The sequence below is a fragment of the Gryllotalpicola koreensis genome (assembly GCF_039538185.1).
GTDB lineage: Bacteria > Actinomycetota > Actinomycetes > Actinomycetales > Microbacteriaceae > Gryllotalpicola > Gryllotalpicola koreensis.
In genome coordinates, this window is record NZ_BAABBW010000004.1 from 437,647 (window position 1) to 461,141 (window position 23,495).

At 67.3% G+C, this 23,495-nt stretch carries 25 protein-coding genes and 1 riboswitch; of the genes, 11 read left to right on the forward strand and 14 right to left on the reverse strand.

Annotated features, from left to right (window positions below; genetic code table 11):
- Nucleotides 1-80: 80 nt before the first annotated feature.
- Entirely contained in the window at nt 81-1,145 is a 1,065-nt protein-coding gene (locus ABD708_RS13895) for a LacI family DNA-binding transcriptional regulator (protein ID WP_344755436.1), read from the reverse strand.
- Nucleotides 1,146-1,436: 291 nt separating this feature from the next.
- Between ABD708_RS13895 and ABD708_RS13900 the strand changes: the two genes are divergently transcribed.
- Both ABD708_RS13900 and ABD708_RS13905 read left to right on the forward strand, forming a co-directional pair.
- Nucleotides 1,437-2,345: a carbohydrate ABC transporter permease gene (locus ABD708_RS13900; RefSeq protein ID WP_344755438.1), complete on the forward strand. Its 909-nt coding sequence runs from the start codon at nt 1,437-1,439 to the stop codon at nt 2,343-2,345.
- A 47-nt stretch (nt 2,346-2,392) separates the two neighbouring features.
- The gene (locus tag ABD708_RS13905) at nt 2,393-3,280 is read left to right on the forward strand and encodes a carbohydrate ABC transporter permease (RefSeq protein ID WP_344755643.1); all 888 of its coding nucleotides are present in this window, start codon (nt 2,393-2,395) and stop codon (nt 3,278-3,280) included.
- Between the two features lie 388 nt (nt 3,281-3,668).
- Here ABD708_RS13905 and ABD708_RS13910 read toward each other — a convergent pair whose 3' ends face one another.
- Entirely contained in the window at nt 3,669-5,057 is a 1,389-nt protein-coding gene (locus tag ABD708_RS13910; protein WP_344755440.1) for an ABC transporter substrate-binding protein, read from the reverse strand.
- Between the two features lie 407 nt (nt 5,058-5,464).
- Between ABD708_RS13910 and ABD708_RS13915 the strand changes: the two genes are divergently transcribed.
- Nucleotides 5,465-6,127: a hypothetical protein gene (locus ABD708_RS13915; RefSeq protein WP_344755442.1), complete on the forward strand. Its 663-nt coding sequence runs from the start codon at nt 5,465-5,467 to the stop codon at nt 6,125-6,127.
- Between the two features lie 178 nt (nt 6,128-6,305).
- Here ABD708_RS13915 and ABD708_RS13920 read toward each other — a convergent pair whose 3' ends face one another.
- The 4 genes from ABD708_RS13920 to pdhA form a co-directional block, all read right to left on the reverse strand.
- On the reverse strand, nt 6,306-7,199 hold the full coding sequence (locus ABD708_RS13920) for an arginase family protein (RefSeq protein WP_344755443.1): 894 nt from the start codon (nt 7,197-7,199) through the stop codon (nt 6,306-6,308).
- Between the two features lie 117 nt (nt 7,200-7,316).
- Nucleotides 7,317-8,612, reverse strand: coding sequence for a dihydrolipoamide acetyltransferase family protein (locus ABD708_RS13925; protein WP_344755445.1), 1,296 nt, complete (start codon nt 8,610-8,612; stop codon nt 7,317-7,319).
- Nucleotides 8,613-8,640: 28 nt separating this feature from the next.
- A complete protein-coding gene (locus ABD708_RS13930; RefSeq protein ID WP_344755447.1) occupies nt 8,641-9,633 on the reverse strand; it encodes an alpha-ketoacid dehydrogenase subunit beta in 993 nt (330 codons plus the stop codon).
- Entirely contained in the window at nt 9,630-10,808 is a 1,179-nt protein-coding gene (gene pdhA / locus ABD708_RS13935; protein ID WP_425553299.1) for a pyruvate dehydrogenase (acetyl-transferring) E1 component subunit alpha, read from the reverse strand. The genes ABD708_RS13930 and pdhA overlap by 4 nt, the downstream gene beginning before the upstream one ends.
- Nucleotides 10,809-10,937: 129 nt before the next feature.
- On the opposite strand from pdhA, the gene ABD708_RS13940 reads away from it, so the two are divergent.
- The 5 genes from ABD708_RS13940 (at nt 10,938) to ABD708_RS13960 (ending at nt 15,457) form a co-directional block, all read left to right on the forward strand.
- On the forward strand, nt 10,938-11,546 hold the full coding sequence (locus tag ABD708_RS13940) for a TetR/AcrR family transcriptional regulator (RefSeq protein ID WP_344755451.1): 609 nt from the start codon (nt 10,938-10,940) through the stop codon (nt 11,544-11,546).
- Nucleotides 11,543-12,424 (forward strand): NAD(P)-dependent oxidoreductase, encoded by an 882-nt coding sequence (locus ABD708_RS13945; RefSeq protein ID WP_344755453.1) that lies wholly within the window; start codon nt 11,543-11,545, stop codon nt 12,422-12,424. The genes ABD708_RS13940 and ABD708_RS13945 overlap by 4 nt, the downstream gene beginning before the upstream one ends.
- A gap of 6 nt (nt 12,425-12,430) precedes the next feature.
- Nucleotides 12,431-12,523, forward strand: a riboswitch (TPP riboswitch).
- The gene (thiM, locus tag ABD708_RS13950; protein ID WP_425553300.1) at nt 12,506-13,327 is read left to right on the forward strand and encodes a hydroxyethylthiazole kinase; all 822 of its coding nucleotides are present in this window, start codon (nt 12,506-12,508) and stop codon (nt 13,325-13,327) included. (Overlaps the previous riboswitch by 18 nt.)
- Before the next feature lie 16 nt (nt 13,328-13,343).
- Nucleotides 13,344-13,970 carry a thiamine phosphate synthase gene (gene thiE, locus ABD708_RS13955; protein ID WP_344755455.1) on the forward strand — a complete coding sequence of 209 codons (627 nt, stop codon included), beginning with the start codon at nt 13,344-13,346 and terminating at the stop codon, nt 13,968-13,970.
- Nucleotides 13,967-15,457, forward strand: a complete 1,491-nt coding sequence (locus ABD708_RS13960; RefSeq protein WP_344755457.1) for a bifunctional hydroxymethylpyrimidine kinase/phosphomethylpyrimidine kinase — start codon at nt 13,967-13,969, stop codon at nt 15,455-15,457. Before thiE ends, ABD708_RS13960 begins: the two co-directional genes overlap by 4 nt.
- Before the next feature lie 111 nt (nt 15,458-15,568).
- Here ABD708_RS13960 and ABD708_RS13965 read toward each other — a convergent pair whose 3' ends face one another.
- The gene (locus ABD708_RS13965; RefSeq protein WP_344755459.1) at nt 15,569-16,984 is read right to left on the reverse strand and encodes an MFS transporter; all 1,416 of its coding nucleotides are present in this window, start codon (nt 16,982-16,984) and stop codon (nt 15,569-15,571) included.
- 14 nt (nt 16,985-16,998) lie between these two features.
- On the opposite strand from ABD708_RS13965, the gene ABD708_RS13970 reads away from it, so the two are divergent.
- Nucleotides 16,999-17,364, forward strand: a complete 366-nt coding sequence (locus ABD708_RS13970; protein ID WP_344755461.1) for a winged helix-turn-helix transcriptional regulator — start codon at nt 16,999-17,001, stop codon at nt 17,362-17,364.
- A gap of 57 nt (nt 17,365-17,421) precedes the next feature.
- Here ABD708_RS13970 and ABD708_RS13975 read toward each other — a convergent pair whose 3' ends face one another.
- The 7 genes from ABD708_RS13975 to ABD708_RS14005 form a co-directional block, all read right to left on the reverse strand.
- On the reverse strand, nt 17,422-18,351 hold the full coding sequence (locus tag ABD708_RS13975) for a cyclase family protein (protein ID WP_344755463.1): 930 nt from the start codon (nt 18,349-18,351) through the stop codon (nt 17,422-17,424).
- Between the two features lie 48 nt (nt 18,352-18,399).
- On the reverse strand, nt 18,400-18,711 hold the full coding sequence (locus ABD708_RS13980) for a RidA family protein (protein WP_344755465.1): 312 nt from the start codon (nt 18,709-18,711) through the stop codon (nt 18,400-18,402).
- A 12-nt stretch (nt 18,712-18,723) separates the two neighbouring features.
- On the reverse strand, nt 18,724-19,074 hold the full coding sequence (locus ABD708_RS13985; protein WP_344755467.1) for a DsrE family protein: 351 nt from the start codon (nt 19,072-19,074) through the stop codon (nt 18,724-18,726).
- Between the two features lie 68 nt (nt 19,075-19,142).
- Nucleotides 19,143-19,631 carry a YbaK/EbsC family protein gene (locus tag ABD708_RS13990; RefSeq protein ID WP_344755469.1) on the reverse strand — a complete coding sequence of 163 codons (489 nt, stop codon included), beginning with the start codon at nt 19,629-19,631 and terminating at the stop codon, nt 19,143-19,145.
- Nucleotides 19,632-19,689: 58 nt separating this feature from the next.
- A complete protein-coding gene (locus tag ABD708_RS13995; protein ID WP_344755471.1) occupies nt 19,690-20,169 on the reverse strand; it encodes a PaaI family thioesterase in 480 nt (159 codons plus the stop codon).
- A gap of 311 nt (nt 20,170-20,480) precedes the next feature.
- Nucleotides 20,481-20,771: a hypothetical protein gene (locus tag ABD708_RS14000; RefSeq protein WP_344755473.1), complete on the reverse strand. Its 291-nt coding sequence runs from the start codon at nt 20,769-20,771 to the stop codon at nt 20,481-20,483.
- A complete protein-coding gene (locus ABD708_RS14005; RefSeq protein ID WP_344755475.1) occupies nt 20,768-21,610 on the reverse strand; it encodes an NAD-dependent epimerase/dehydratase family protein in 843 nt (280 codons plus the stop codon). The genes ABD708_RS14000 and ABD708_RS14005 overlap by 4 nt, the downstream gene beginning before the upstream one ends.
- Before the next feature lie 86 nt (nt 21,611-21,696).
- Between ABD708_RS14005 and pdxR the strand changes: the two genes are divergently transcribed.
- Both pdxR and ABD708_RS14015 read left to right on the forward strand, forming a co-directional pair.
- Nucleotides 21,697-23,049: a MocR-like pyridoxine biosynthesis transcription factor PdxR gene (gene pdxR, locus ABD708_RS14010; RefSeq protein WP_344755477.1), complete on the forward strand. Its 1,353-nt coding sequence runs from the start codon at nt 21,697-21,699 to the stop codon at nt 23,047-23,049.
- Nucleotides 23,050-23,083: 34 nt separating this feature from the next.
- Nucleotides 23,084-23,485, forward strand: a complete 402-nt coding sequence (locus ABD708_RS14015; RefSeq protein WP_344755479.1) for a hypothetical protein — start codon at nt 23,084-23,086, stop codon at nt 23,483-23,485.
- The last annotated feature ends 10 nt before the right edge of the window (nt 23,486-23,495 follow it).

The following is a 23,495-nucleotide window of genomic DNA, read 5'->3' on the forward strand; positions in this document are numbered from 1 at the left end:
TATGTGAGAACGTACCCACATCGTCGCGCTGGGTCAACGCCGACGACCGAATGGGGGGCGTCGCAACAGCATCCCGCCCGTCAGCGGCGCAGCGAGAGCGGCGCGAGCGTCGAACCGCGCGGCAGCATCTCGGCGGGCAGGACGAGTGTCTGCGGGGCTGCTTCCGGCTCGCGGATGCGCTCGAGCATGCGGTCCATCGCGGCCGCGCCGAGCGCGACGGTGTCCTGAGCCACCGCGGTGACGCCGGGCGTCACCATGCTCATCCACGGCGCGTCATCGAAGGCCACGAGCGAGACGTCGTCCGGCACCCGCAGACCGAGATCCTGGATGCCGCGCCACACGCCTTCCGCGATAACGTTGTTGGCCGCGAAGATCGCAGTCGGCCGATCCCGTCGCGACAGAGCGTCGACCGCCGCCCGGCGGGAGCCGCCCGCGTCCCAGCCTGACGGGATGATGAGGGATTCATCGACCTCGAGCGCAGACTGGGCAAGGGATTCCTGGTAGCCGCGGAACCGGTCGGCACCGGTCGTCCAGTCCGTCTCGTCGATGAACAGGGCGATCCGGCGGTGCCCCAACGAGATCAGATGGTCGGCCATGCGCCTCGATGCCTCGACATTGTCGATGACGACCGCATCAGATGCGCCTCCCGAGAAGGTGCGGTCCGCCTCGACGAACGGCGTGCGCTGGCGTGTGAGGTAGTCGACGGCCGCTGCCGACAGCGGAGTCAGGATGACGCCCGCGACTCGCATTGCGACGAAGACCGCAAGCGCCTCACGCTCTTCATCGACCGAGCCCCGGTCATCGACGAGCACCATCGTGTAGCCGTGCTCGCGGGCCCGACGGCCGACGCCCGCCGCCAGATCGGCGTAGAAGGCGTTCCGCAGATCCGAGACCAAGACGCCGATCGAGCGGCTCGACTGCCTGCGCAGGCTGCTCGCCATGGCATGACGCACGTAGCCGAGATCGTCCGCCGCGGCGCGCACACGCTGCTGCACCGCCTCGGCGACGTAGCCTTCGCCGCTCAGCGCGCGCGCCGCGGTGGATTGCGAGACGCCGGCCGCGCGAGCGACATCCTTGATGGTGGCGCGTCGCAGCTGCAGACTCTGCCGCTTCGGCTTGCCGTCTTCCTCGTCCGCGACGGTCACCTCGATAAATCCTCTCCGGTTCGCGAATTCGGCACGATCCCCAGGCGCTCGTTGCGCTCGCATTCAGTATCCGACCACCGTGAAGCATGGGGCGCGCAGCGGACGCAAGCGATTGCGAAATCCGTCCGGACTGACCTAATGTTCTCCGCAAGGTGTGGTAACGATGTCACATCGCGCTGTTCAGCAGTCAGAGTCGTCGCTGAAGGGAACCCGATGGGACTAGTCAACCAGGCACCGCCGCCTACCGCGGCGCGCCGGATGTTCGGGCGTGTTCGTCCGAACCGCGCACGGATGACCAAGATGCAACGGCGCGAGGCGCTCGCCGGCTACCTGTTCATCTCGCCATGGATCGTGGGATTCCTCGTCTTCACGCTCGGCGCGATGATCTATAGCCTCGTGATCTCGTTCACGAACTACGACCTCTCGACCAACACGGCTTCGCCTGTGGGCCTCGCCAACTACCAGCAGCTTTTCTCGGACCCCAAGGTCATGATGTCCCTGGGCAACACGCTGTATTACGCGGTCATGGCCGTGCCGCTGACGGTGTGCTTCGCGCTCTTCCTCGCGATGCTCCTCAACCGTCTGCAGCGCAGCGCCGGAGTTTTCCGTGTCATCTTCTACCTGCCCGTCATGACACCCTCAGTCGCCGCGGCGTCGGTCTTCCTCTTGCTGCTCAACGGCAACGAGGGCGCCATCGACAAGTTCCTCGGCTTCTTCGGCATCCCAGGCCCTCAGTGGCTCATCGACCCGAACTGGGTCAAGCCGTCCATCGTGCTGATGGCGATGTGGGCTGTCAGCGGCACGATGCTGATCTTCCTCGCCGCGCTCAAGAACGTCCCGACGGACCTCTACGAGGCCGCCGAGATCGACGGCGCCGGCCCCTTCCGACGATTCTTCCGCGTCACGCTGCCGATGATCTCGAATGCGATGTTCTTCTGCGTCATCACAGCCACGATCGCGGCGCTGCAGATCTTCGACCAGGTCTACCTGCTGTTCTACAACTCACCGAGCAGTTCGATCCCCGCACCCGACGCGGCACTCTTCATCGCGGTCTACCTCTTCCAGCAGGCCTTCCAGCAGTTCAACCTCGGCTTCGCCGCAGCGATGGGCTGGCTCATGTTCGTCATCATCATGATCATCACGGTCATCCAGGTGAAATACGGCAACCGCTTCGTCTACTACGAAGGAGACGCCAACTGATGGCCATCACCTCTGTGCCGCAACAGATCGCGGAGTCCCGCGCGGACATGCGCCCCGTGGGCGCTCTCACACCGCGCCGCAAGCGACGGGGACCGGGCTGGCTGATCGGGAAGATCGTCCTCTGGCTGACCCTGATCGCATTCTCGATCGCGTTCCTGTACCCGCTCGTCTGGCTTCTGGCAGCATCATTCAAGACGCGCGGAACCGTCTTCGACAATCGCCTGATCCCGCAGACCTTCAACTTCTCGAATTACGTCACCGTGTGGCAGCACCTGCCGCTGCTGCATTGGCTCGGCAACAGCGTCTATATCGCGCTGCTTGCCGCCGGGCTCGTGACGATCTCGAGTTCTCTCGTCGCCTTCGGCTTCGCGTACTTCCGGTTCCCGTTCCGCAACGCACTGTTCGGCCTCGTCCTCGGCACGATGATGCTCCCGGGAGCCGTCACGATGATCCCGACCTACTTGATCTGGAAAGACCTGCACCTGCTCGGAACGACGGTGCCGCTGTGGGGCGCGAACCTCTTCGGCTCGGCCTTCTACATCTTCCTGCAGCGCCAGTTCTTCCTGGGCTTGCCGCGTGAGCTGTTCGAGGCGGCCCGTATCGATGGGGCGTCATATTGGGGCCTGTTCCGGCGTATCGCGATGCCCCTGTCGATCCCCTCATTCATCATCGTGTTCATCTTCGAGTTCCAGGCCAGTTGGAACAACCTGCAGAATCCGCTTATTTACTTGAATTTTGGCGACTCGAAGCAGTACACCGTGCCCCTTGGCATCTCGTACGCGATGAGCCTCTACAACCCGCAGACGGGTGGGGAGGGCGACTATCAGTATGTGATGACCGCCGCTCTCATCGTGACGTTGCCGATGCTGATCATCTTTGCGTTCGGTCAGCGGTACTTCATCCAGGGGATCGCAACACAGGGGCGAAAGGGCTGAGCCGAGCCACGGACCCGGAGAGCGGAACACGATCCGGTGGCGCAGCCGCTGTCGCTGTCCCGTATGAGCCGCACTCGCTCGGCTTGTTTATCGGCCGCTTTGAATGAATTGTTGAGCCGGCCCTGCGAACCAAAGTCGCGCGCACACCCACTGGGCGGTTGGCGTGGCACGGGCGCCTCGCTCGAACTCCGCAAGCCTGCAACCAGGTGATCGCCCCCAGGTTCGTTTCGTTTGTCGGCATCCCCAGGTTTACAGATAAAGAAGACCCCCCGGGTATATAGATAAAGAAGGTGGGGAAGCGCCACTCGGTGGCAACCCGAGCCTAGCGACCGGCCAATCAGAAAGGAGGCGGCCCTCAGCAAGGACCGCCTCCCAACAAGGTCGCTCGCTATTTCTTGCTCGCCTGGCTGTACTCCCTGAGCGCGGCGGTCTGCGCGTCGTCCAACGCTTGCTTCACGGACTTGGCACCCGTCATCGCCGGCACAACCGCGTTCGTCAGTTCCGTGGTCACCTGCTGTCCCACCGGCGACGAACCCCAGGAGATGCCGTTGGTCAGAGTCTGGTTGAATGCCTGCTCGACCTGCTGGAACCCTGCGATTCCGCCTGACGTCTGCTTTGCATTGATCGCCTTGTCCGCCTCAGGCGAACCGGTGAACAACCCGGTGAAAATATTCGGATTCTGCTTGGCGTCCGTGGCCAGGCGGGCGGCCGCAGCCTTGTTCCAGGCCGTTGCCGATGTCATGTCGAGCGCCCACTGGCATGCGGCCTGCGGGTTCTTGGACGCGGCCGGGATCGCATACGCGTTGCCGTCCGCCAACCCGATCGGCTGGCCGGACGTGTTGGTGAGCGGTACCGCAGAGATGTCGATCTTCGACGCGACAGCGGTGAGCACGGCCGGATACCACTGCTGCACGAGCTCGGCACCCACCTGATCCTTCACATATTGATTGTCGTCGCCGAAGTAATCGAAGGTGTTGACGTAGCTGGCCGCCTTTGCGTAGCCGCCTTGCTCGTCGTAAAGCTGCTTGAGCCAGGTGAACGCCTTGATGTTGGCGTCCGAGTTCAGTGTCGGCTTGCCCTTTGAGTCCACGAGCCCGCCACCGAAGGCGAAGAGCCACACATTGGCGTTGCCGCCCGAGACTGCCGGGTCGAAGCCGATCACGCTCGGCTTGCCTCCGCTGGCCTGGTAGACCTTCTTGGCAGCGGCGAGCACGGCATCGGGGTTCTTCATATTGAAGTCGTCCGCGGTCACTCCGGCCTTCTGGAGCACGCGCTGATTCAGCATGATCGCGTTGGTCTGCCAAAACTCCGGAATGGCATAGGTATCACCCTGGTACTTCACCGCGTCAAGGATCGCCGGGTAGTAGGCCTTCGTCGCACTGACGTTGTTGTCCTTGAAGCACTGATCCAGGGGGACCACGAGGCCTTTGGACGCGAACGTCGCCACCTGGGCGCGATCCATGTAGATCAAGTCGGGAACCTTGCCGCTCGCGATCTGCGCGGTGAACTTCTGCGGGTCGAACGTCGCCTTGTTGAGGGTGACCGACACCCCTTCCGCCTTGAGCTTCGAGTCTGCGTAGTCGACGCGCGACGTCGCGACTTCGTCCGTCGGGTTGACACCCTCGACCGTCAACGTCTTCGCCGGCTTCGCCGTAAAGTCCGGCACCTTGACGCCGTTGCTTCCCGTCGACGATGCATTCGTTCCCGACGAGCTGCATCCCGCGACAGTCAGAGCGAGCGCAGCAGACACCGCTGCGGCCGCCACTAGCTTTCTCATGCGCATTGCCTTCGTACCTTCCTAATGGTGACGTCATCCTCGCCGTTGAGGGGCATGGGCTTGCTGTCGCCCACAAGCGAGCTTTATGTGGGAACCTTCCCACAAAGAACGCTAGCCGCGCAATCCTCGCTTTCCAACGGCTTGCAACGAAACGGGTATTTCGAAGTGATAACGGACGAAGCGGGCTTTGGAACCCATATGGCAACGTTTTCAGAGCGATCTTCCGCCGCTTACCTCTGACGTCGACGTACGACCTCACGGTTCCCGTGTAGGGCACTGACAATGCGCCCGGAGAGGAGGCGCGCGGGAGGCCCTCTGTCAAGTGCCTGGCCAGACGTCTCTTCATTGCTCTTAATGAACAGGTCGCGGCTATCGCGACCGTAAAGGTGGGTGACAGAGTGCAATCAATGAACGGTCCGCTGGGGACAGACGGTGACGCGTGGGCGCTGGGACCGCATGCAGTGCGGGCGAGCGGAGTAGCTGTTCTGACGGAGGCGGACGGGTATGCCGAGACGGCGGTTCTCTTGTTCACTCGAGTCGCGCCCGATTCCATTGTGATGAACTGGAAGGACCGCGGCCCGCGGGGCTACCGTCGGCTCCGTCGCGGCGCCCTCGCCCACGGAATGCCGGAGTCATACGCGGACGATCAACGCGCCTCGCGGGACCCCGAGGCATTCGACATAAGCAACCATCGCGCCCTCTCAGTGACGGGCGGCCGGCCGACCTTCGCGACAAGCGACGTGATCGTGCTTGTGCCAGGCGACATCGGTCGCGTACGCGAGATTCGTGTACCGGTTTCGTCGGCCGAAGAGCCACTCGAGGCCATCTACGTGGCCGAGTCAGACGACGGGGCCTTCCGGTACGACCGCACGGCACGCATAAACGGTGCCGAAACCTGCCCCGTGTGCGGAATGTTGATGCGCGCGGGTGGGGTGCACAACGCGTCGCACGGCGTGCCCGGTCACCGGCTCGCAGGAGCTCGCCCCGGCGACGACCTTGCGGGCCGCGCCGAATACGAAGCGCATCAGCCACGGCTTGACGACCCCAGCGCTTTCCGCCACACGCTCTGACGCCGATTTCCCAGGCTGCGACGCTTCCAGCCCACCCCCGAATCGTCGCGGCGTGCACCTCTTTGTGGCCGCCCGCTGTCGAATGCGCAACGTTCGGTCGTTTCGCGCTAACGCTTCGTCGGCAAGGCGCAATGTGCCTGCGCTTCCCACGACGTTCTAGCGGCGCTCGCGGGTGCGCTCAGTCGCGGAATGCGTACGTGAGCGCGCCGACGAGCCGCGGGAGTGCCGTCGGGTCGGCACTGGCATGGGCCGGGTTCAGTTGGCCGAGCGAGAGGCCGAGGCAGTGCGGGGCCTGTGCCAGCTCGCGCAGGGCCAAGCCGAGCTGATCGAGGGTCGGACCGCTGTTCGCTCCATTGGAGTCCTCAGCGAGCGGAGCGTCGAGGAAGTCGAGCACGTCGACATCGACATGCGTGACGAAGGGGCCCGCAGGCAGGTGACTCAGCGCCCGCCGAGCGGCGGCCGCCGGGTCGGCGACCAGATCGGATTGCGGCACGAGTGAGACCCCCAGAGCCTCTCGCTGCCGCCGTTCCCACTCGGTCGTCTGCGCCTCGCTCACGCCGAGGTAGACCAGCTCCTCAGGTGCAAGCAGCGGGCGCGGGCCGAACGCCTCGGCGAGCTCGACGACGGAGCCTTCGATGTCGAGGGCGTGGGCCATTCCCATCCAGCTCAGCGACCCTTGTTCAGTGCTGGCGGGGGTGTTCAGATCAAGGTGCCGGTCGATGTAAACGAGCCTGGGGCGTCCGCTGTGTCGCGCGACCGCGGCGCTCACCCCGAGGGCCACTAGGCAGCTGCCGCCGAGCACGAGGAGTCGCGCGCCGTCTTCAAGAAGCACGGATGCCGCATCCGCCAGCTCTCGTGCGGCATCGACCTCGTCAGGCAGGTTCTGCGCGCGCGGGTGGGCCCGATCCGGCTTCCACCGTCGCATCATGAGATCGCCCGCGTCGCGCACGTCGTGGCCAGCGCCAGCCAGGGCGTCCAGGAGCCCGGCCTCACGTAGTGCGGCGGGCGCGTCCTCGACCCCAACGCAATAGGCGCCGGCGCTGTCCGGAACGCCGAGCACGGTGACCTTCACAACCAGCTCCTCACAGCTTCCTCACGACCAGAATCACACAAGCGGCTGGCGCTTCGCGAGGCCTGGGCGGAGCCGCACGGCGGCGGTGATCTCAGCTGGTGTGGCGACCACGGGCGCCTATGCGATGATCCGCATCGGGGCCTCAAGAAGGGATGTCAGAGTCGCAAGGAACTGGGCAGCAAGAGCGCCGTCGACGATGCGGTGATCTGCTGTGATGGTGTACTTCAGCCGCGCGCGCGACGTGAGCTCCCCGTTGACCAAGGCCAGCTCGTCGCGAGCCGCGCCGATTGCAAGGATCGCCCCTTGAGGTGGGTTGATGATGGCGGAGAACTGTTCGACGCCGTACATGCCGAGGTTGCTCACGGTGAAAGTGCCGTTGCTCATGTCTCTGGGCGTCAGCTTGCGGTCGGCCGCCCGCGAGATGAGGTCGCGCGACGTGGCTGCGATCGTCGCCACGGACATGCGATCTGCATCCCGGACGACGGGGACCACGAGGCCCGCGGGCGACGCGACCGCGACGCCGATGTAAACGCGACCATGCAGAAGTGTGGCGCCGCGGCCCTCCGCCGAATAGGAGGCGTTGACTTCGGGGTGCGCGCGCAGCGCGAGTGCGCTTGCGCGAATGAGGAAGTCGTTCAAGCTGAGCTTGACGCCGTCCTCGGCCTTTGCCTCATTGATCTGTGCGCGCAATGCGAGCAACTCGGTGATGTCCGCGGAGGCGGTCGCGGCGAACGTAGGAATGGTGGTGCTGCTTTCGGTCAGCCGAGAAGCGATCGACTGCCGGACTGCGTCGAACGGAACAGAACGTGATTCTCGTTCGTCCTGATCGATAGGTGTGGAGTCGGTTGGCAGCACCGACGGCTTATGTGGGACATCGGCCTCAGCTTGGGCGCTTTCAGCTGCTAGGGCGTCGAGATCGGCGCGCACGATCCGACCGCCCGGGCCGCTCCCCGTGACGGTGCCGAGGTCGATGCCGCGCTCTTTCGCGATGCGGCGGACCAATGGCGTCGCACGCCTGCGTTCGAGTCGGCTGGGCGGTGTAGCCACGCCAGCCACTGGCGCTTCCGCGTCAGCGTTCTTGGACGCGAGCGATGCCGCGGCAGCCGTTGGCGTGGACGGTTCAGCAGCTTCGACTTCCACATCGTCAGCAGTCGTCGGGGCGGCCCGCCCGGCATCCATGCCATTGTCCAAGCGGGCGATGGGGGTGCCGATCGCCACGTTCTCGCCCTCGGCGACGAGAATCTCGGCCAGGATGCCGGCATCGTAGGCCTCTTGCTCCATGAGCGCCTTGTCGGTCTCGATCTCGACGAGGATGTCGCCAGGGCTGACGGCGTCGCCTGGCTTCTTGAGCCATGCGGAGATGGCGCCTTCTGTCATGGTGTCGGACAGCCGAGGCATGAGGATGTCGATCATGGTGTCTCTTCCCTAGTTCACGGGGCGCTCAGCAGCGCCGTGCGACGGCGGCGAGGGTCTCGCGGATGGCGGTGATCGCGTCGTCCGCGGACGGCAGCGCCGCGCTCTCCAGGGACTTCGCGTAGGGCAACGGAACCTCGGCCATGGCGACGCGGCGCACGGGTGCGTCGAGCCAGTCGAAGGCGCCGTCGCTGACGGTGGCGGCGACCTCGGCACCGATTCCGTAGGTGAGCCAGTCATCTTCGAGAATGACGGCGCAGTTGGTCTTCTTCACCGATGCGATGACCGTCTCCCTGTCCAGCGGGCGGAGGCTTCGCAGATCGACGACCTCGACGTCGATCCCTTCGCCGGCGAGGCGCTCGGCGACTTGGAGGGCGACAAGAGCCATGCGCGAGTAGGCCACGACGGTGATATCAGTGCCTGCACGAGTGATGGCGGCTTTGCCGATCTCGGCAGCACCGAGCTCGTCGGGCACCTCTCCCGTTGTGTTGTAAAGGGCGAGGTTCTCCAGTACGAGTACGGGATCGTCGTCCCGGATCGCTGCCAGCATGAGGGCCTTCGCGTCCGCGGGACTCGAGGGCGCGACGACCTTCATGCCGGGGACGAAGGCGTAGTACAGCTCGATGTTCTGCGAGTGCGTGGCGCCGAGCTGCTGTCCGCCGCCGCCGGGTGTGCGGATCACGATCGGCACCCGCGCTTGGCCGCCGAACATGCCGTAGATCTTCGCGGCGTGGTTGACGATCTGGTCCAGGGCAAGGAGCGAGAAGTTGATCGTCATGATCTCCACGACCGGCCGCAACCCCAGCATGGCGGCACCGATCGCGGCCCCCGTGAAGCCCTCCTCGGCGATCGGGGTGTCCCGGACGCGCTTGGAGCCGAATTCGTCAAGCATCCCGGCCGTGATCTTGTAGGAGCCCTCGAACCGGCCGATCTCCTCGCCGATCAGGAACACGCTCTCGTCCCGCAGCATCTCCGCGCGAAGCGCATCGTGGAGAGCCTGGCGGTAGCTGATCACGCTCATGCCGGCATCCGCTCCGTCGGGGTCGGGTACAAGGCGTCGCCGGGCAAGCGCCGAGAGTCGTTCGGCACCGGCGTGGCGTAGGTGAAGTCGAACAAGGTCGAGACGTTCGGGTGCGGGCTCGCGTCGGCGAAGTTTGCCGCCGCCGCGACCGCCGCTGCCGCATCGGCATCGATCTCGGCCATGAGATCGTCGGTCAGCAGCTTCTCCTGGTGCAGGCGCACGGCGTATGCGGCGACCGGGTCGGCCGCCTTCAGCGCCTCCGCCTCCTCGCGGCTGCGGTAGCGAGCGGGGTCGACCACAGAGTGCCCTTTGAGGCGGCCTGAGATGGTCTCCAGCAGGTAGGGCTTGCCCGCGCGAGCGCTGCCCAGGGCGAGCTCGGCAGCCTGGAATACCGCGACAGGGTCGTTGCCGTCCACGCGAGCCGACGCCATCCGATAGGACGCCGCGCGCTTGTACAGCTCGGGCTCGGCGGATGCCTGCTCGACGGTGGTCCCCATGCCGAGCCCGTTGTTGACGACGACGTAGACGATCGGCAGGCCCCACAGCGCGGCGATGTTCAGCGACTCGTGGAAGGCGCCGATGTTCGTCGTTCCGTCGCCCATCAGGCAGACCACGGCCTCCGTGCCGCCGCGGTAGTCGATCGCCAGGGCGGCACCGGTGGCAAGCGGCACCTGCCCGCCGACGATTCCGTAGCCGCCCATGAACCGGGAGGCGATGTCGAACATGTGCATTGACCCGCCCCATCCGCGGGAGACGCCGTCTGAGCGTCCGTACAACTCGGCCATGATCCGCTCCGGCGCGATGCCCCGCGCCAACGCGTAGCCGTGCTCCCGGTAGTTGGTGAAGACATAGTCCTCTGTGCGCACCGCCGCCATCAGCCCGGCGACGGTGGCCTCCTCGCCGAGGTTCAGATGGCAGTAGCCACCCACTTTCGCCTCGGTGTACGCGCGAGCCGCGCGCTCCTCGAAGCGACGCACCAGCACCATCTGCCGATAGAACCGAAGCCTCTGATCGGGTGACACCGGGGCGGTACCAGTGCCCGGCTTCCGGCGCTGCGCCGTCCGGCCTCCGCCTGCTGCGGGGCGTGTCGAGCTTGTGCTCCGGCCCTGTGGTGGCCTGGGAGTCGGGGGCATGTGGGATCTCCTTCTCGCCCGGGTGAACCGCGCCCGCAGCATCGATCCTGTCGGCCGTGGCTGGGGTACGGCGGTTGGGGCCTGCGGGTTAGGGCGGCTCCACTCATAATGACACGAATTACGTTTCATTCTATGGTGAATCCATGCCAGGCTGATCGGTGAGGAGGCGGAATGCGTGACGAAGCGGCCTCGATGCCGACCGCCCGCAAGCGCGGGCGCCCGACCGACGCTGAGCGCTCCCAACGGCGGGACGACATCCTCGACGCCGCAGTGCGCTTGTTCCTCGCCGGCGGATTCGAGCAGGTCACTCTCGATGACATCGCGCCCGAGGCCCATGTGACCAAGCGCACCATCTACGCCTACTTCGGAGACCGGACGGAGATATTCCTGGCCGCCGTCGAGCGTCTTCGCGACCGCACGCTGAGGCCACCGGCTCGGGGAAAGGACCTCAACGACCTTGCGGCGGAGATCGTCTTCACGCTCCACTCAGACGAGGCGGTCGGCCTGCACCGGCTGATGATCGCTGAATCCCGCCGGTTCCCCGAACTCGCGCGCCGCTTCTACGAGGACGGCCCTCGCGGCTATATCGCCGCGCTCAGCGAGCACCTCGGCACTCCTGATGCCGCGCAAGCCGAGGCCCTGTTCGCCCTCCTTCTCGGCGAACGGCACCGGCAGCGGCTCCTCGGACTGCTGCCTGCGCCGACACGGCCTGCGGCAGCCGCTCACGCGCGGGACGCGATCGAACGCCTGGTGGGCCAAGCGGAAGGGAATGACGAATGAACGGCAGACATCTCGGATTCATCGGCCTCGGCATCATGGGAGTGCCGATGGCGAAGAATCTCATCGCCGCAGGCTTCGACCTTGCTGTCTGGGCTCGTTCCGCAGCGCCGGTCGAGGAGCTCGTCGCCCTCGGCGCTCACGCCGCCGCCGACGTCGCGGGCGTGTTCTCGCACGCGGAGACCGTGGTCCTGATGCTCCGCGACGAGGCAGCGGTCGACGCCGTCCTGGCGCGCGATACGCCCGAATTCGGGCGCCTGGTCGGCAGCCACACCATCGTTCAGATGGGCACGTTCACCACGGCCTACTCGCAGGCGCTGGCCGCAGACGTCCACGCACACGGCGGCCGATATGTCGAGGCACCTGTCTCAGGCTCCCGCGGCCCGGCTACCGAGGGGACACTGGTGGCGATGCTTGCCGGCTCCGAAGACGCCATCGCCGACATCGAGCCGATCATCGACGCCATGTGCGCGCAGCGCTTTCGCTGCGGGCCGGTGCCATCGGCGCTCGCAACGAAGCTCGCCGTCAACACCTTCTTGATCACCATGGTCACGGGTCTGGCCGAGACGTTCCATTTCGCAGCCAGGACCGGTGTGGACGCAGAGGTGCTCCGAGCGGTTCTCGACGCCGGGCCCATGTCATCCGTGGCCTCCCGAGGGAAAGCGCTGAAGTTGACTCAAAGCGATTTCGCGCCACAGGCGGCGATCGCGGATGTGCTCAAGAACGCACGCCTCGTCGAAGACGCTGCGATAGACGCGCAGGCAGCTCATCCGCTCACCCGGGCAAGCCGTGAGCTGTACGAGGCAGCGGTGCGGGCAGGCGACGGTGCTCTCGACATGATCGGCGTGATCGCGGCGTTCGATTCGCACCCGCTAACCTGACTCACAGAACGTGACACGGGGTGCCCGACTTGGGCTGAGATCACACCCGTCGAACCTGATCTAGTTCGTACTAGCGAAGGGATGTCGCGCATGTTGCGCACGCCAGAAAACCTGATCGAATCAACCTGTGCCGACCTCGCGTCCGTGCGGGCACAGATGCCGCTCGTCCAGTGCATCATCAACCGTGTCGTGGCTGGCCACACCGCCAACGTGCTGCTGGCGCTCGGCGCATCGGCCGCGATGGTGGACATCCCCGGGGAGGCCGGCATGTTCGCCGACATGGCCTCGGGATTGCTGGTCAACCTCGGGACGCCCACCGCTGAGCAACGCGAGGCCATGTTCGAAGCCGTCGACGGCGCGAGCAAGAGCGGAACGCCGTGGGTGCTCGACCCCGTCGCCGTCGGTTCCCTTCCGGTGCGCACGCCGCTCGCGTCTCGGCTACGCGCGCTGGCCCCCGCCATCGTGCGCGGCAACGCGTCGGAGATCGTCGCGCTGGCCGATGCCGGGCCGGGCGGACGCGGTGTGGACTCCTCGCTCGTCGTGGAGGCGGCTGTCCCGTCCGCACGCTCCCTCGCCGAGTCGATCGGCGCGGTCGTCGCGGTCTCCGGCCCCGAGGACCTCGTCGTCGATCGCCGAGGCTCGGCTCGCATCCGCAACGGGCATCCGTCGCTGACGCAGATCACCGGGGGCGGATGCGCGCTCGGCGCGGTGATGGCGGCATTCGCCGCAATCGACGACAATCCCTTCGCCGCTACCGTCGCTGCGACGACCGTTTACACGGTGGCGGCCGAGCTCGCGGCGCAACGAGCATCCGGGCCGGGCACTTTCCTCGCGGCCCACCTCGACGCACTTGCGACCGTGACCGCCGACGACATTCGCGAGAGGGCGGCCATCCGTGTTTAACCTCTCTGTCTATCTCGTGACCGACTCCAGGCTCGCCGCGGCAGCCGGTCATGACCTCGTGGATCTGGTGCGGTCCGCCGCCGAGGCCGGAGTGACAGCGGTGCAGCTGCGCGAGAAGGATGCCTCGGCGCGGGAGTTCCTCGACACGGTGCTGCGGGTCGCCGCGGTGCTGCCGGAAGGAGTGGCGCTGATCGTCAACGATCGGGTCGACGTCTTCCTCGCGGCGCGCCTCGCAGGCGCGAGGGTCTCCGGCGTGCACATCGGCCAGTCGGATCTTCCGGTCGAGGCGGTGCGCGAGCTCATCGGTGCGGACGCCACCCTCGGTCTCAGCGCTGCGACCGACGACGAGGTGCATCGTGCGGAGATGAGCGCCGCCCGCGTGGACTATCTCGGCATCGGAGCGCTCCACGCGACGCCGACGAAGTCGGACGCGCCCCCGCCGCTCGGGCATGACGGCCTTGCTCGGCTCCTGGCCGCCACCGCGTTGCCCGCGGTCGCGATCGGCGGCGTGAAGCGCGCCGACCTGCCGGCGCTGCGTTCCGCCGGGGCGGTCGGCGCCGCGGTCGTCTCGGCGATCTGCTCAGCGGCGGACCCCGCCGCTGCCGCTCGGGAACTGCGCGCAGCGTGGGAGGCAGCAGCATGAGGGACGAGGCCCGGCCGGTCCCGCGCGTCCTGAGCATCGCGGGCACCGACCCCAGTGGCGGTGCGGGGATTCAGGCGGATCTGAAGAGCATCGCCGCGAACGGCGGCTACGGCATGGCCGCGGTCACAGCGCTCGTCGCTCAGAACACGCGCGGGGTTCGTTCCGTCCATGTCCCGCCCGTGCCGTTCCTCGTCGAACAGCTCGACGCCGTCTCCGACGACGTCGAGATCGACGCGGTCAAGATCGGGATGCTCGCCACCGCGGACATCGTCCGCGCTGTCCGGGAGTGGCTCGAGCGGGTGAACCCGCCGGTCGTCGTGCTCGACCCGGTCATGGTCGCCACCAGCGGCGATCGACTGCTCGACCCGGATGCCGAAGATGAGTTGCGCGCGCTGGCGCCGCTCGCGGATCTGGTCACCCCGAACATCCCTGAGCTTGCGATCCTCGCCGAAGCGCCGGCCGCAACAACCTGGTCCGGTGCCGTGACACAGGCCCGCGAGGTCGCGGCCCGCTATGGGACGCGGCTCCTCGTCAAGGGCGGTCATCTTGCCGGCGCGAGCCTGCCGGACGCACTTGTAGAAGCCGTCGACGGCACGATCGAGGTCACTGAGTTTCCGGGCATCCGCGTCGAGACGACCAACACGCATGGCACAGGATGCTCCCTCTCCTCGGCACTCGCCACCAGGTTCGCGCGCTCGGGCGACTGGGCGCGGGCCGCTGCGGAGTCGAAGGAGTGGCTCGTCGAGAGCATCCGTCACGGAGCCGAGCTGGCAGTGGGCGCGGGGCACGGCCCCGTCAGTCACTTCGCCGGCCTCTGGGAGCGCGGAGGCATCGCAACGCGGCCGGAGCCGGAGGCGGTCGAGTCCGGATGGTGGGCGCACATCGAGGACATCAGGGCCGACATCGATGAGCTGGCCTTCGTCCGCCAGCTCGCCGAGGGCACCCTCGACAGGACAGCATTCGTCTGGTATCTGGCTCAGGACGCGCTCTACCTGCGGGACTACGCCCGCGTGCTCGCGCGGGCAAGCAGCCTCGCGCCGACCGCCGAGGAGCAGGCGTTCTGGGCCGCGGGCGCTCGCGACGCAATCGCGGTCGAACTGCAGTTGCACGAACGCTGGGTTCCCTCGGCGACGATGGACGACATCACGCCGAGCGCGGCCACCACGGCGTACCTCAACCACCTGCTCGCCGTCTCCGCCAGGGGCGACTACCGCATCCTGACGGCGGCCGTCCTGCCGTGCTACTGGATCTACGCGGACGTGGGCGCGCGGCTGCGGCAGTTCTCGCACCCTGAGCATCCCTACCGCGACTGGCTCGACAGCTACGCGGACGAATCGTTCGCAGCCGCAACGAGGCGAGCGATCCAAATCGCCACACGGGCGGCAGCCACCGCAGAGGAGAGAACACGTCGCGCGATGCGTGATGCGCTGCGCGCATCCGCCGCACACGAGCACGCCTTCTTCGCCGCGCCCCTCGCGGAGCGGTGACGTCAACGACGGCCCATCCATAGATGGGCCCGCTGCGAATCATCAGGCTCTGGGAACGCGGAGGCCGTCAAAGATGCGCTGACACCGGCGAGGTCGTCCTGCATCAGGCCGTCATCGGAAGCCGCGCCGCGTCAGGCAGCGTCGACTCCGCAGTAGCGCCGCGGCGGCGGTGACCGCTGCGGCGGATCCCAACGTGAGTGAGAATCCCGCGGAGGAAGCTGCAACCGTGCCGAACAAAGCGATTCCGATGCCGGAGCCCAGCGCGAACGTCATCTCCTGCAGAACTCCGGCTTGCGAGGCGCGAACGTGCGCGGCGATCGCGAACAGTGTCGTGGTCGCGACCGTTCCGACGATGCCGTAGCCGATTCCGGCGACAGCAAGGGCAACGGCGAGCTGAAGCGGAGTTCCCGCGACGCCTGCACCCGCAGCTCCGACTCCTTGGAGGACCAACGCGGCCCTCACGATGGCGCCTGATGAAAGCCGCGACCGGGCGAAGGGGGCGGCGACGCCCCCTGCTGTAGTCCCGATGGCGAGGGGCAACAGTACGAGCCCTGCTGCTGTCGCCGTGTACCCCCGGCTTTGCTGCACATGAAGGCTGACGAGATACATGCATCCGCTCGCCGATGCGGCTGAGACCAGGATCTGTACCGCGGCGACGGCAAATCGCCGGTCGCGGAACAGCGAGACGTCGATCATCGGGTGAGTGGAGCGCCGCTGCCGCCGGAACAGCGCGACGCAAGCGGAAGCGCAGACGAGAAGAAGCACAGCACCCTCGATCGGTGACCCGGGCGCCACATTCACCCCCTCGATCAGGGTGCCGGCGGCGACGCCCGCAAGCACCATGCTCAAGGGATCCATACGCGGCCGGTCTGGGGCCGATGAGTTCGGCAGAAAGCGGATCGACAGCGCAATCGAGACGAGCGCGGCAAGAGCCGGGAAGGCGAAGAGCCAGCGCCAGCCGGCCATGTCCGTGATGACGCCTCCGACGACGGGGCCAAGCGCGTTACCCGCGCCGACGGCGGCGACCCACGCGCCGTTCGCGACGGCCAGATCGGCGCCCGCAAACCGTGACCCGATCGTGCCGACGACGCTCGCCAGCACTCCGGCACCCGCGACGCCGTGGGCGCAGCGCCAGGCGATCAACGTGGCAGCGCCGGGCGAGAGGGCGGCGCCGACGGACGCGACGACGATCAGCGTCGAACTCGTCAGCAGCACTGGTCGTCGCCCGTATCTGTCTCCGAGCCTGGCCGCGGCCGCGAGCACCGCGGCCAGGCAGAGGGGGTAAGCGTCGAGGAGCCACGCCCGGCTCACGGTGGGCAACCCGATGTCGGCGCCTATGCGCGGCGCGGAGACCGTGAGGAGGCCCGTTGAGAGGCTGGCTCCGAAGACGCTGATGAGCAGCGGAGACAGCACGAGCCACCGTCTGCCCAGAGCACGGTCGTTCGGTTGGCTCGTATCACCCATACGGCGATCTTCTGAGGTATCTACATTGTGAGCAAGTACTGTCATTTTTGACAGTGTCAGCATTTATCCTTAGCGGCATGCGACCACAGACGCAGAAAGCGGTGCAGCTCTGGCGCGACCGGTGCGCTGCGGAGATCGCGGCGACGGTGCTCGCTGGCGCGTGGAAGCCGTTCATCATGCATGAGCTGCGCCGAGAGAGCGTTCTTCGTTTCGGCGAGTTGGCGCGGCGTACTCCAGGGCTCACTGACCGAGGTCTGACGCGGCAGCTCAGAGAGCTCGAGGCCGATGGCTTGGTCTCCCGCACGGTCTACCCGGAGGTGCCCCCTAAGGTCGAATACCGCCTCACCGATTTGGGAGTAGAGGCGCAGGGGGTCTTGGATGCGATGGCGCGGTGGGGTCTGGCTTACGCCCAACGGTCAGAGGCCGAGACCGCGCCGAATTGACGCATAGCGCGCTCGCGAGCATCCGAAGCCCCCGAAAAAGACAACTCCCCGCCCGGGTCAGACGCCGGTGACGGGCGCCTTGGCGAACGCGCGTACCGGGGAGGTGCCGAAGCGCTCGATCTTGAGCGGGACGGCGGTGAAGCTGGCGCCGGTGGCAGGTAGGGCTGCCAGTCCCGTGAGGTGCTCGACGATATGGATGCCGGCGGCGAGGAAGACGGTGTGCGCCGGCCGCTCGCCGTGCGCCTCAGCTGAGGTGTCGTCGATGTTGATCGAGTCGATTCCGACCAGCCTGACTCCCTGGCTTGCGAGGTAGTCCACGCCGTCTTCGCGAAGGAACGGGGCGCGCTCCTGGTACGCGGGGGTGCCGAAGTAGCGGTCCCATCCGGTGTGCAGCAGGACGGCTTTGCCCCGCACGTCGCGATCGTAGAAGACCGACGCAGGGATGCCTCGCGCGGTCGCGTCGGCGAGATGGAAGACCTCGGCGGGCAGATCCACGACGCTGTCGAGCTCGACCGAGGAGAGGTCGGAGCCGTCTTCGTAGCGGTGGAACGGCGTGTCGAAGTAGGTGCCGGTGTTCCCCGGCAACGAGATCACGTCCATGGCGAACGTCGTCCCTGGCGCGTACCGCTGGGCGGAATCCTCGCGGCTCAGGTGGGGCGTGATGACCGGAGACGGCACTCCCGGCAGCGTGACGAGCCCTTCGCGGATGGTGTGGCCGAGATCGACAAGGCGGTAGTCGGTGCCTCCGGGCAGCGGCGAGGACTCGCTCATGCCACGGCTGCCCTTGTGCTGCTCGGCCACGATCTCGAACCGGTCGAAGCGGACTTCGCCGACGAGAGCCAGCCCGAGGTGCTGAACCAGCAGGCGCGCCACTTCCTCTTGGGAGACATGTTGCCCCGGGATGTCGAGCCGGAACCCGTCCGCCGAGAGACCTCCGCCGTTCACGAAAGAGACTCGGACGTCGAAGACGGCGCGATAGTCATTCATCGTGTCTCGATCCTTCCAGGACGGCGTTCCCGCCAACCGGTCGTCCCGTCATAGCGCCGCCATCGCCGAGATCTCGATCAGCAACTCGGGGTCGGCGAGGCGGCTCACTTCGACATGGGTGCGTGCGGGGCGGTGCTCTCCGAAGAACTCCGAGCAGACCGCGTTCACGACGTCCTGTTCGGCGAGCCGGGTGTTGTAGATCGTGACTGCGGCGATGTCTGTTCGCTGACCACCGGCGGCCGTGATAATCCGGTCGATGTTGGCGAGGCAGGCGCGGGTCTGCTCGGCGAGCGTCGCCTCGCTGGCGAGAGTGTCTGACCAGCGCGCATCCAGTCCGGCATCGATGAAGTCTGTGCTCATGGCGTCTTTCGCTTAGAAGGTGATGACGGTGGCGCGTTCGAGGGTGAAGCGGATGAACGCGTCTCGGGCGACGGAGAGCGTCAGGCCGCGCTGTGCGAGGGCGGTTTCGGCGCCCGCTTCGCGAGCGGCGTTGACGCACGCTCCGACCGGGATGCCGGAGGCGATCAGCGCGTCGATCTGCGTGTTGAACAGGCGGTCCGTCTCGGTGTCCGCGTGGGTGAGCCGGCGTTGCGCGGGGCCGAAGACGAACACCTCGACCGCGATGTCGTCGTGGGCTGCGATCTCGGCGACGCGCGCCGGGAGCCGGCTGCCGATGGTCAGCGAGTCTGCGTCGTCGTGGAAGATGTGCGCGACGGTCTTCATGATGTGTTCCTTGGCGTGATGGGGCGTTATGGGGGAAGGGCATCCGAGAGAGAGCGGACGCCGGCCGTTCAGGTGGTGGCGACGGTGACGGTGGCTCCACCGGTGAGCGCGATGAGCTGTTCGAAGCTCAGCGGCACGACGGTGTGGGGCGTGCCTGCGGCCGTCCAGACGGTGTCGTAGTCCGCAAGCGCACGGTCGATGACGGTGCGCACGGGGGCGGGGTGCCCGACCGGCGCGACGCCTCCGATGGCCTGTCCGGTGACGGCGCGTACCTGCTTGGCGCTGGCCATCTCGATCGTCGTTGCACCGACTTCAACAGCGAGGAGCGCGGTGTCGACGCGGTGCCGGCCGCTGGTCATCACGAGCAGGGGCGCGCCGTCGGCGAGAAAGAGCAGGCTGCTGGCGATCGCGCCGACCTCGCAGCCGAGGGCGGCAGCCGCCTCGGCCGCCGTGCGGGTGGAGGCGGGCAGCTCGCGCACTCGCGCGGTGAGCCCGGCGTCGATCAGATGCTGCTGGACGATCCGGCTGCGCTCCGGCAGCTCCTGTTCCTCGGTCATGGAGTCCTTCCTTGTCTTTACTCTCGAATGGTGGCACTGCGTGGCCCGGAGCGCGGCGTCACCGCCCCGCCGCTGCAGCACCGCGGAGGGTCATCACCGCGCTCGTCACCGTAGCGATCGTGGTGCCGTCCTCGCGCCGGATGTCGCAGTGGTAGTGGCTGATGGTGCGTCCGGAGTGGGTGCAGTGCGCGGCGGCAATGAGGGCCCCGGTCCAGGCAGGCCTCACGAACCGCGCGTCGAGGTCGAGGCTCGTGAAGGACTCGCCCGGCTCGATGACCGTCGAATGCGCGGTTCCGATCGCCGCATCCGCCAGCTCGCACAGAAGTCCGCCGTGGATCGTGCCCTGCTGGTTTCCGTGCAACTCCACGTCGGCCGCGATCCGCACCGTGGCCTCCCGCTCGGCGACAGCGATGATCTCGATGCCCAGCAGGCGCGAGATCGCCGTCGGGTAACGCGCATGGGTCGTGTCGCCGGGCTGCAGGCTGCCGGTGAGCTGTCGTTGCAGATATTCGAGAACGGGGAGGGACGTCTGCGTCATGCGTGGGCGCCTTTCGAGAGAGACGGACGCGAGGTTATGGGTCGTCGTGCCGGAGCCGGAAGAGCCAGGCGGGTGCGCCCTTATTAGGCCAGGAAGTGAGCGAGGTTGGGTGCAGCGAGAGGACGTCGACGCGGATGCCGTGTTCGGCGAGCAGCCTGGTGGCCGCCTCGACCGGGCCGACGCCTGGCAAGACACAGACCCGGACGACCGTGCACGTCTCTTGGTGGCCGTTGCGGAGCGCGCCGATCGAGCGGCGCCTGGTCTCAGCCGAGCTCAACTTCTCGCCATGAAGGAAGCGACGAGCTGATGCGTTAGGCGGATTCCTGCACGCGCGAGCGGCGTTCGCCGTCCACGTGATCCGAGGTGCGTGATCTGACAGCCCACCCGTTCGTCACCCAGTGCAGCGCAGGAAGCAAGACCCAGTTGAGTGCCGCCACGAGGATCGCCGCGTCGATGGCGACGATTGCGAGGTGCGGAAGGAGGCCCGCGAGGAGCGGGGCGAGGGCAAGGTTGAGTACGAGGCTGACGGGCAGGACTCCGGCGAAGGTGAGGAGCCCCTGGCGCCAGGTTCCGATGCGCAAAGGCTGTCTGCTGTCCGTCATAGAGTGCGGAATCCGTCGCGCCAGCTCGGATGGCGGAGAGTCAGGCCTTGGGCGCGTGCCCGGGCATTGCTGACCGGGCGGCCGATGTCGCCGGCCCGCGTGACCGTCGGGGCAGGCGCGCCGACGGCGTCTGCGAACACGGGCACCCACTCGGTTCCTGCGGCCGGCTCGTCGTCCACGATGTTCCATACTCCAGTCGGCCAGTCCAGGGCAGCCAGTGTCGCGGCCGCCGCGTCATCGATGTGGAGGAAGGAGGTGACCGTCTCGGTGGCGGCCAGCTCGCCTGCCCGAGCGGCGTCGGCGAAGCGGCCGTCGCGGGCGTACCACGTGCCCTCGCCGTACAGTTGCCCGAACCTCAGCACGGCACTGTGCGGGACCTCGCGGACCGCGGCCTCCAGCGCGGTGATGCCGCGGATGGTGGTGAGCCGGGGCTCGACGGCCTCCGCATCAAGGCCCTCGTTCTCGTCAGCAGGGTCGGTGCCGGGTGCGTACACCCACGAGATGCTCTCCGCCACGATCTGGGAGACCCCGGCCTGATGTGCCGCGTCGACCAGGTTCCTGGTGCCCTCGGTGCGCAGGCGCGCATTGCTTCCGGAGTCGCCGGTGGCGAGGTCGGTGAGGAGATCGACGACGACGTCGGGTCGCGCCGCGGCGAGCGCACGGCCGAGCTGCTTGCGGTCCAGCGCGTCGGCCAACGCCGGCACCGCACCCAGCGATTCGACGGTGCGCGCGCCGACAGACGAGCGGGTCATGCCGATCACCTCGTAGCCACGCTCCACCGCCAACGGTAGGAACGCCCGGCCCAGGACGCCGGATGCTCCGGCAACGAATATTCTCATGCGCGATCCCTCTTTCGTCACGGCATGAGACTACGAGAACCCTGGATCAGAAAAGAGAGCCACCTGGTACCGGATAATCTGGGCCAGTGGATGTGCTGTTCTCCCTGGACCCAGCGCTGCCCAAGCGCCGCGGTGTGGAGGAGGCGATCCGCCGCGCGGCCCTCCTCGGCCTCTTGCCGGAGGGCAGCCGCGTGCCGGCAGCGCGCGAACTGGCGGCCGAGCTCGGAGTCGCCCGTGGCACCGTCGTCGCCGCGATCGACGATCTCGTGGCCGACGGCCTACTCGTCACCCGCCCCCGTACCGGGACCTTCGTGGCTCGCACACCGACCGCAATGGACGAGCCTGCAACCGCCTCGATGCCGCACGCGCCCCGGCTGGATCTGAGGCCGGGACGCCCGGAGACCGGGTCGTTCCCGATCGCCCGGTGGACCTCGGCAGCGCGGAAGGCCGCAGTCGCCGCGTTCGCGACGGCTCCAACAGACGACGACGGGGCCGGCAGCCTGGAACTCCGGACCCAACTCGCCGCCTACCTTGCTCGTGCCCGCGGGGTGGAGACAAGTCCGGCGTCCATCGTCGTGAGTGCCGGCTACCGCTCCGCCTCCACGGTCCTCGCGGCGGCCCTGCGCTCGCTCGGTGCTACTCAGGCGGCCATCGAAGACCCGGCGCTTCCCGGGCTGGACCGCCTCTGGAGTTCCGCCGGGCTGCACGTGATCGACCTGCCCGTCGACAACTCGGGCGCGCAGACCAGCCTGCTCCACGGCGACACAGACATCGCCGTGCTCACGCCCGCCCACCAGTTCCCGCTCGGCGGCGCGCTGGACGCGCAGCGGCGACGCGAGGTGGTGACATGGGCTGACCGAACCGACGGCTTCGTTGTCGAGGACGACTACGACGGCGAGTTCCGCTTCGACCGGCGGCCGATCGCCGCGCTCCAGCGATCCGCCCCGCAGCGCGTGATCTACGCCGGCAGTGTCAGCAAGACGCTCGACACCCGGCTCCGGCTGGGATGGTTGGCGCTGCCCCACGATCTGGTGGAGCCCGTACGCGCTGCGACCCTCACACTGACCGGCGGTGTCTCCCTACTCGACCAGCTCACAGTGGCCGAACTGATCCGCAGCGGCGAATACGAACGCCACGTTCGCAGACAGCGCCGCGAGTACGCCCGCCGGCACGACGTTCTGCACACCGCGGCGACACAGGCCGGAATCCCCCTGACCGGCATCCCCGCCGGCCTGCAAGCCCTCGTACCTCTCCCGGCGACACTGGAGTCGCTCGCGGACACCAACGGGGTCATCCAAGTTGGCGATCTCATCACCCACTCCTTGGGCCGATACGCCCGACAGCCCGGAAACGCCCCCGCCGCGGTGATCGGCTTCGCGACACCCTCGCGCGGAGCATTTCCCTCGGCTATCGCGGCACTGGTCCGATGGCTCCGATAGGACGGTCGCACGGGAGCCCGACAGCCCCTGGGTGGTGAGCACGAGCAAACCGGCGACCAGCACTGGACGAGGTCAGCCCGGCGTGGCCGCTGCTTGGCGCGAAACAGAAGAACGGCTCCCCGCCCGCCCACAGGCCCAGGACAAGTTCGAACGCTTCCACCAGAACCCGCAGAAATACCTCGCCGCCCTGCTGCTCGCCGCGGACGCCCGGCAGCTACAGGCTCGGCTCGACGCGTTCCGCGAGTGCGACGACGGGAGACGCCCACACCGCGCCCACCATCGGCCGCTCCCACCGGGGCATACGCATCACCGTCGTCATGAACGGCTCGAGACCATCGTCACCAGCCGCCACACCGCCGAGCACACCATCGACGCCGCCAAGGACTACCAACCCCAGAAACGACCGAAGCCCCTCCACACGGAGGGGCTCCAGTAAACGATGACCT

What these genes read in the sequence shown, in the direction of transcription:
- ABD708_RS13940 (WP_344755451.1), top strand. Translation starts at nt 10,938, where the DNA reads ATGCGTGACGAAGCGGCCTCGATGCCGACCGCCCGCAAGCGCGGGCGC.
- ABD708_RS13945 (WP_344755453.1), top strand. Translation starts at nt 11,543, where the DNA reads ATGAACGGCAGACATCTCGGATTCATCGGCCTCGGCATCATGGGAGTG.
- ABD708_RS13910 (WP_344755440.1), bottom strand. Translation starts at nt 5,057, where the DNA reads ATGAGAAAGCTAGTGGCGGCCGCAGCGGTGTCTGCTGCGCTCGCTCTG.
- ABD708_RS14000 (WP_344755473.1), bottom strand. Translation starts at nt 20,771, where the DNA reads ATGACGGACAGCAGACAGCCTTTGCGCATCGGAACCTGGCGCCAGGGG.
- ABD708_RS13980 (WP_344755465.1), bottom strand. Translation starts at nt 18,711, where the DNA reads ATGAGCACAGACTTCATCGATGCCGGACTGGATGCGCGCTGGTCAGAC.
- ABD708_RS13985 (WP_344755467.1), bottom strand. Translation starts at nt 19,074, where the DNA reads ATGAAGACCGTCGCGCACATCTTCCACGACGACGCAGACTCGCTGACC.
- ABD708_RS13995 (WP_344755471.1), bottom strand. Translation starts at nt 20,169, where the DNA reads ATGACGCAGACGTCCCTCCCCGTTCTCGAATATCTGCAACGACAGCTC.
- ABD708_RS13970 (WP_344755461.1), top strand. Translation starts at nt 16,999, where the DNA reads ATGCGACCACAGACGCAGAAAGCGGTGCAGCTCTGGCGCGACCGGTGC.
- ABD708_RS13990 (WP_344755469.1), bottom strand. Translation starts at nt 19,631, where the DNA reads ATGACCGAGGAACAGGAGCTGCCGGAGCGCAGCCGGATCGTCCAGCAG.
- thiM (WP_425553300.1), top strand. Translation starts at nt 12,506, where the DNA reads ATGTCGCGCATGTTGCGCACGCCAGAAAACCTGATCGAATCAACCTGT.
- ABD708_RS13900 (WP_344755438.1), top strand. Translation starts at nt 1,437, where the DNA reads ATGACCAAGATGCAACGGCGCGAGGCGCTCGCCGGCTACCTGTTCATC.
- ABD708_RS13975 (WP_344755463.1), bottom strand. Translation starts at nt 18,351, where the DNA reads ATGAATGACTATCGCGCCGTCTTCGACGTCCGAGTCTCTTTCGTGAAC.
- ABD708_RS13930 (WP_344755447.1), bottom strand. Translation starts at nt 9,633, where the DNA reads ATGAGCGTGATCAGCTACCGCCAGGCTCTCCACGATGCGCTTCGCGCG.
- pdhA (WP_425553299.1), bottom strand. Translation starts at nt 10,808, where the DNA reads ATGCTGCGGGCGCGGTTCACCCGGGCGAGAAGGAGATCCCACATGCCC.
- ABD708_RS13925 (WP_344755445.1), bottom strand. Translation starts at nt 8,612, where the DNA reads ATGATCGACATCCTCATGCCTCGGCTGTCCGACACCATGACAGAAGGC.
- ABD708_RS13905 (WP_344755643.1), top strand. Translation starts at nt 2,393, where the DNA reads ATGCGCCCCGTGGGCGCTCTCACACCGCGCCGCAAGCGACGGGGACCG.
- ABD708_RS14005 (WP_344755475.1), bottom strand. Translation starts at nt 21,610, where the DNA reads ATGAGAATATTCGTTGCCGGAGCATCCGGCGTCCTGGGCCGGGCGTTC.
- ABD708_RS13960 (WP_344755457.1), top strand. Translation starts at nt 13,967, where the DNA reads ATGAGGGACGAGGCCCGGCCGGTCCCGCGCGTCCTGAGCATCGCGGGC.
- ABD708_RS13965 (WP_344755459.1), bottom strand. Translation starts at nt 16,984, where the DNA reads ATGCTGACACTGTCAAAAATGACAGTACTTGCTCACAATGTAGATACC.
- ABD708_RS13915 (WP_344755442.1), top strand. Translation starts at nt 5,465, where the DNA reads ATGAACGGTCCGCTGGGGACAGACGGTGACGCGTGGGCGCTGGGACCG.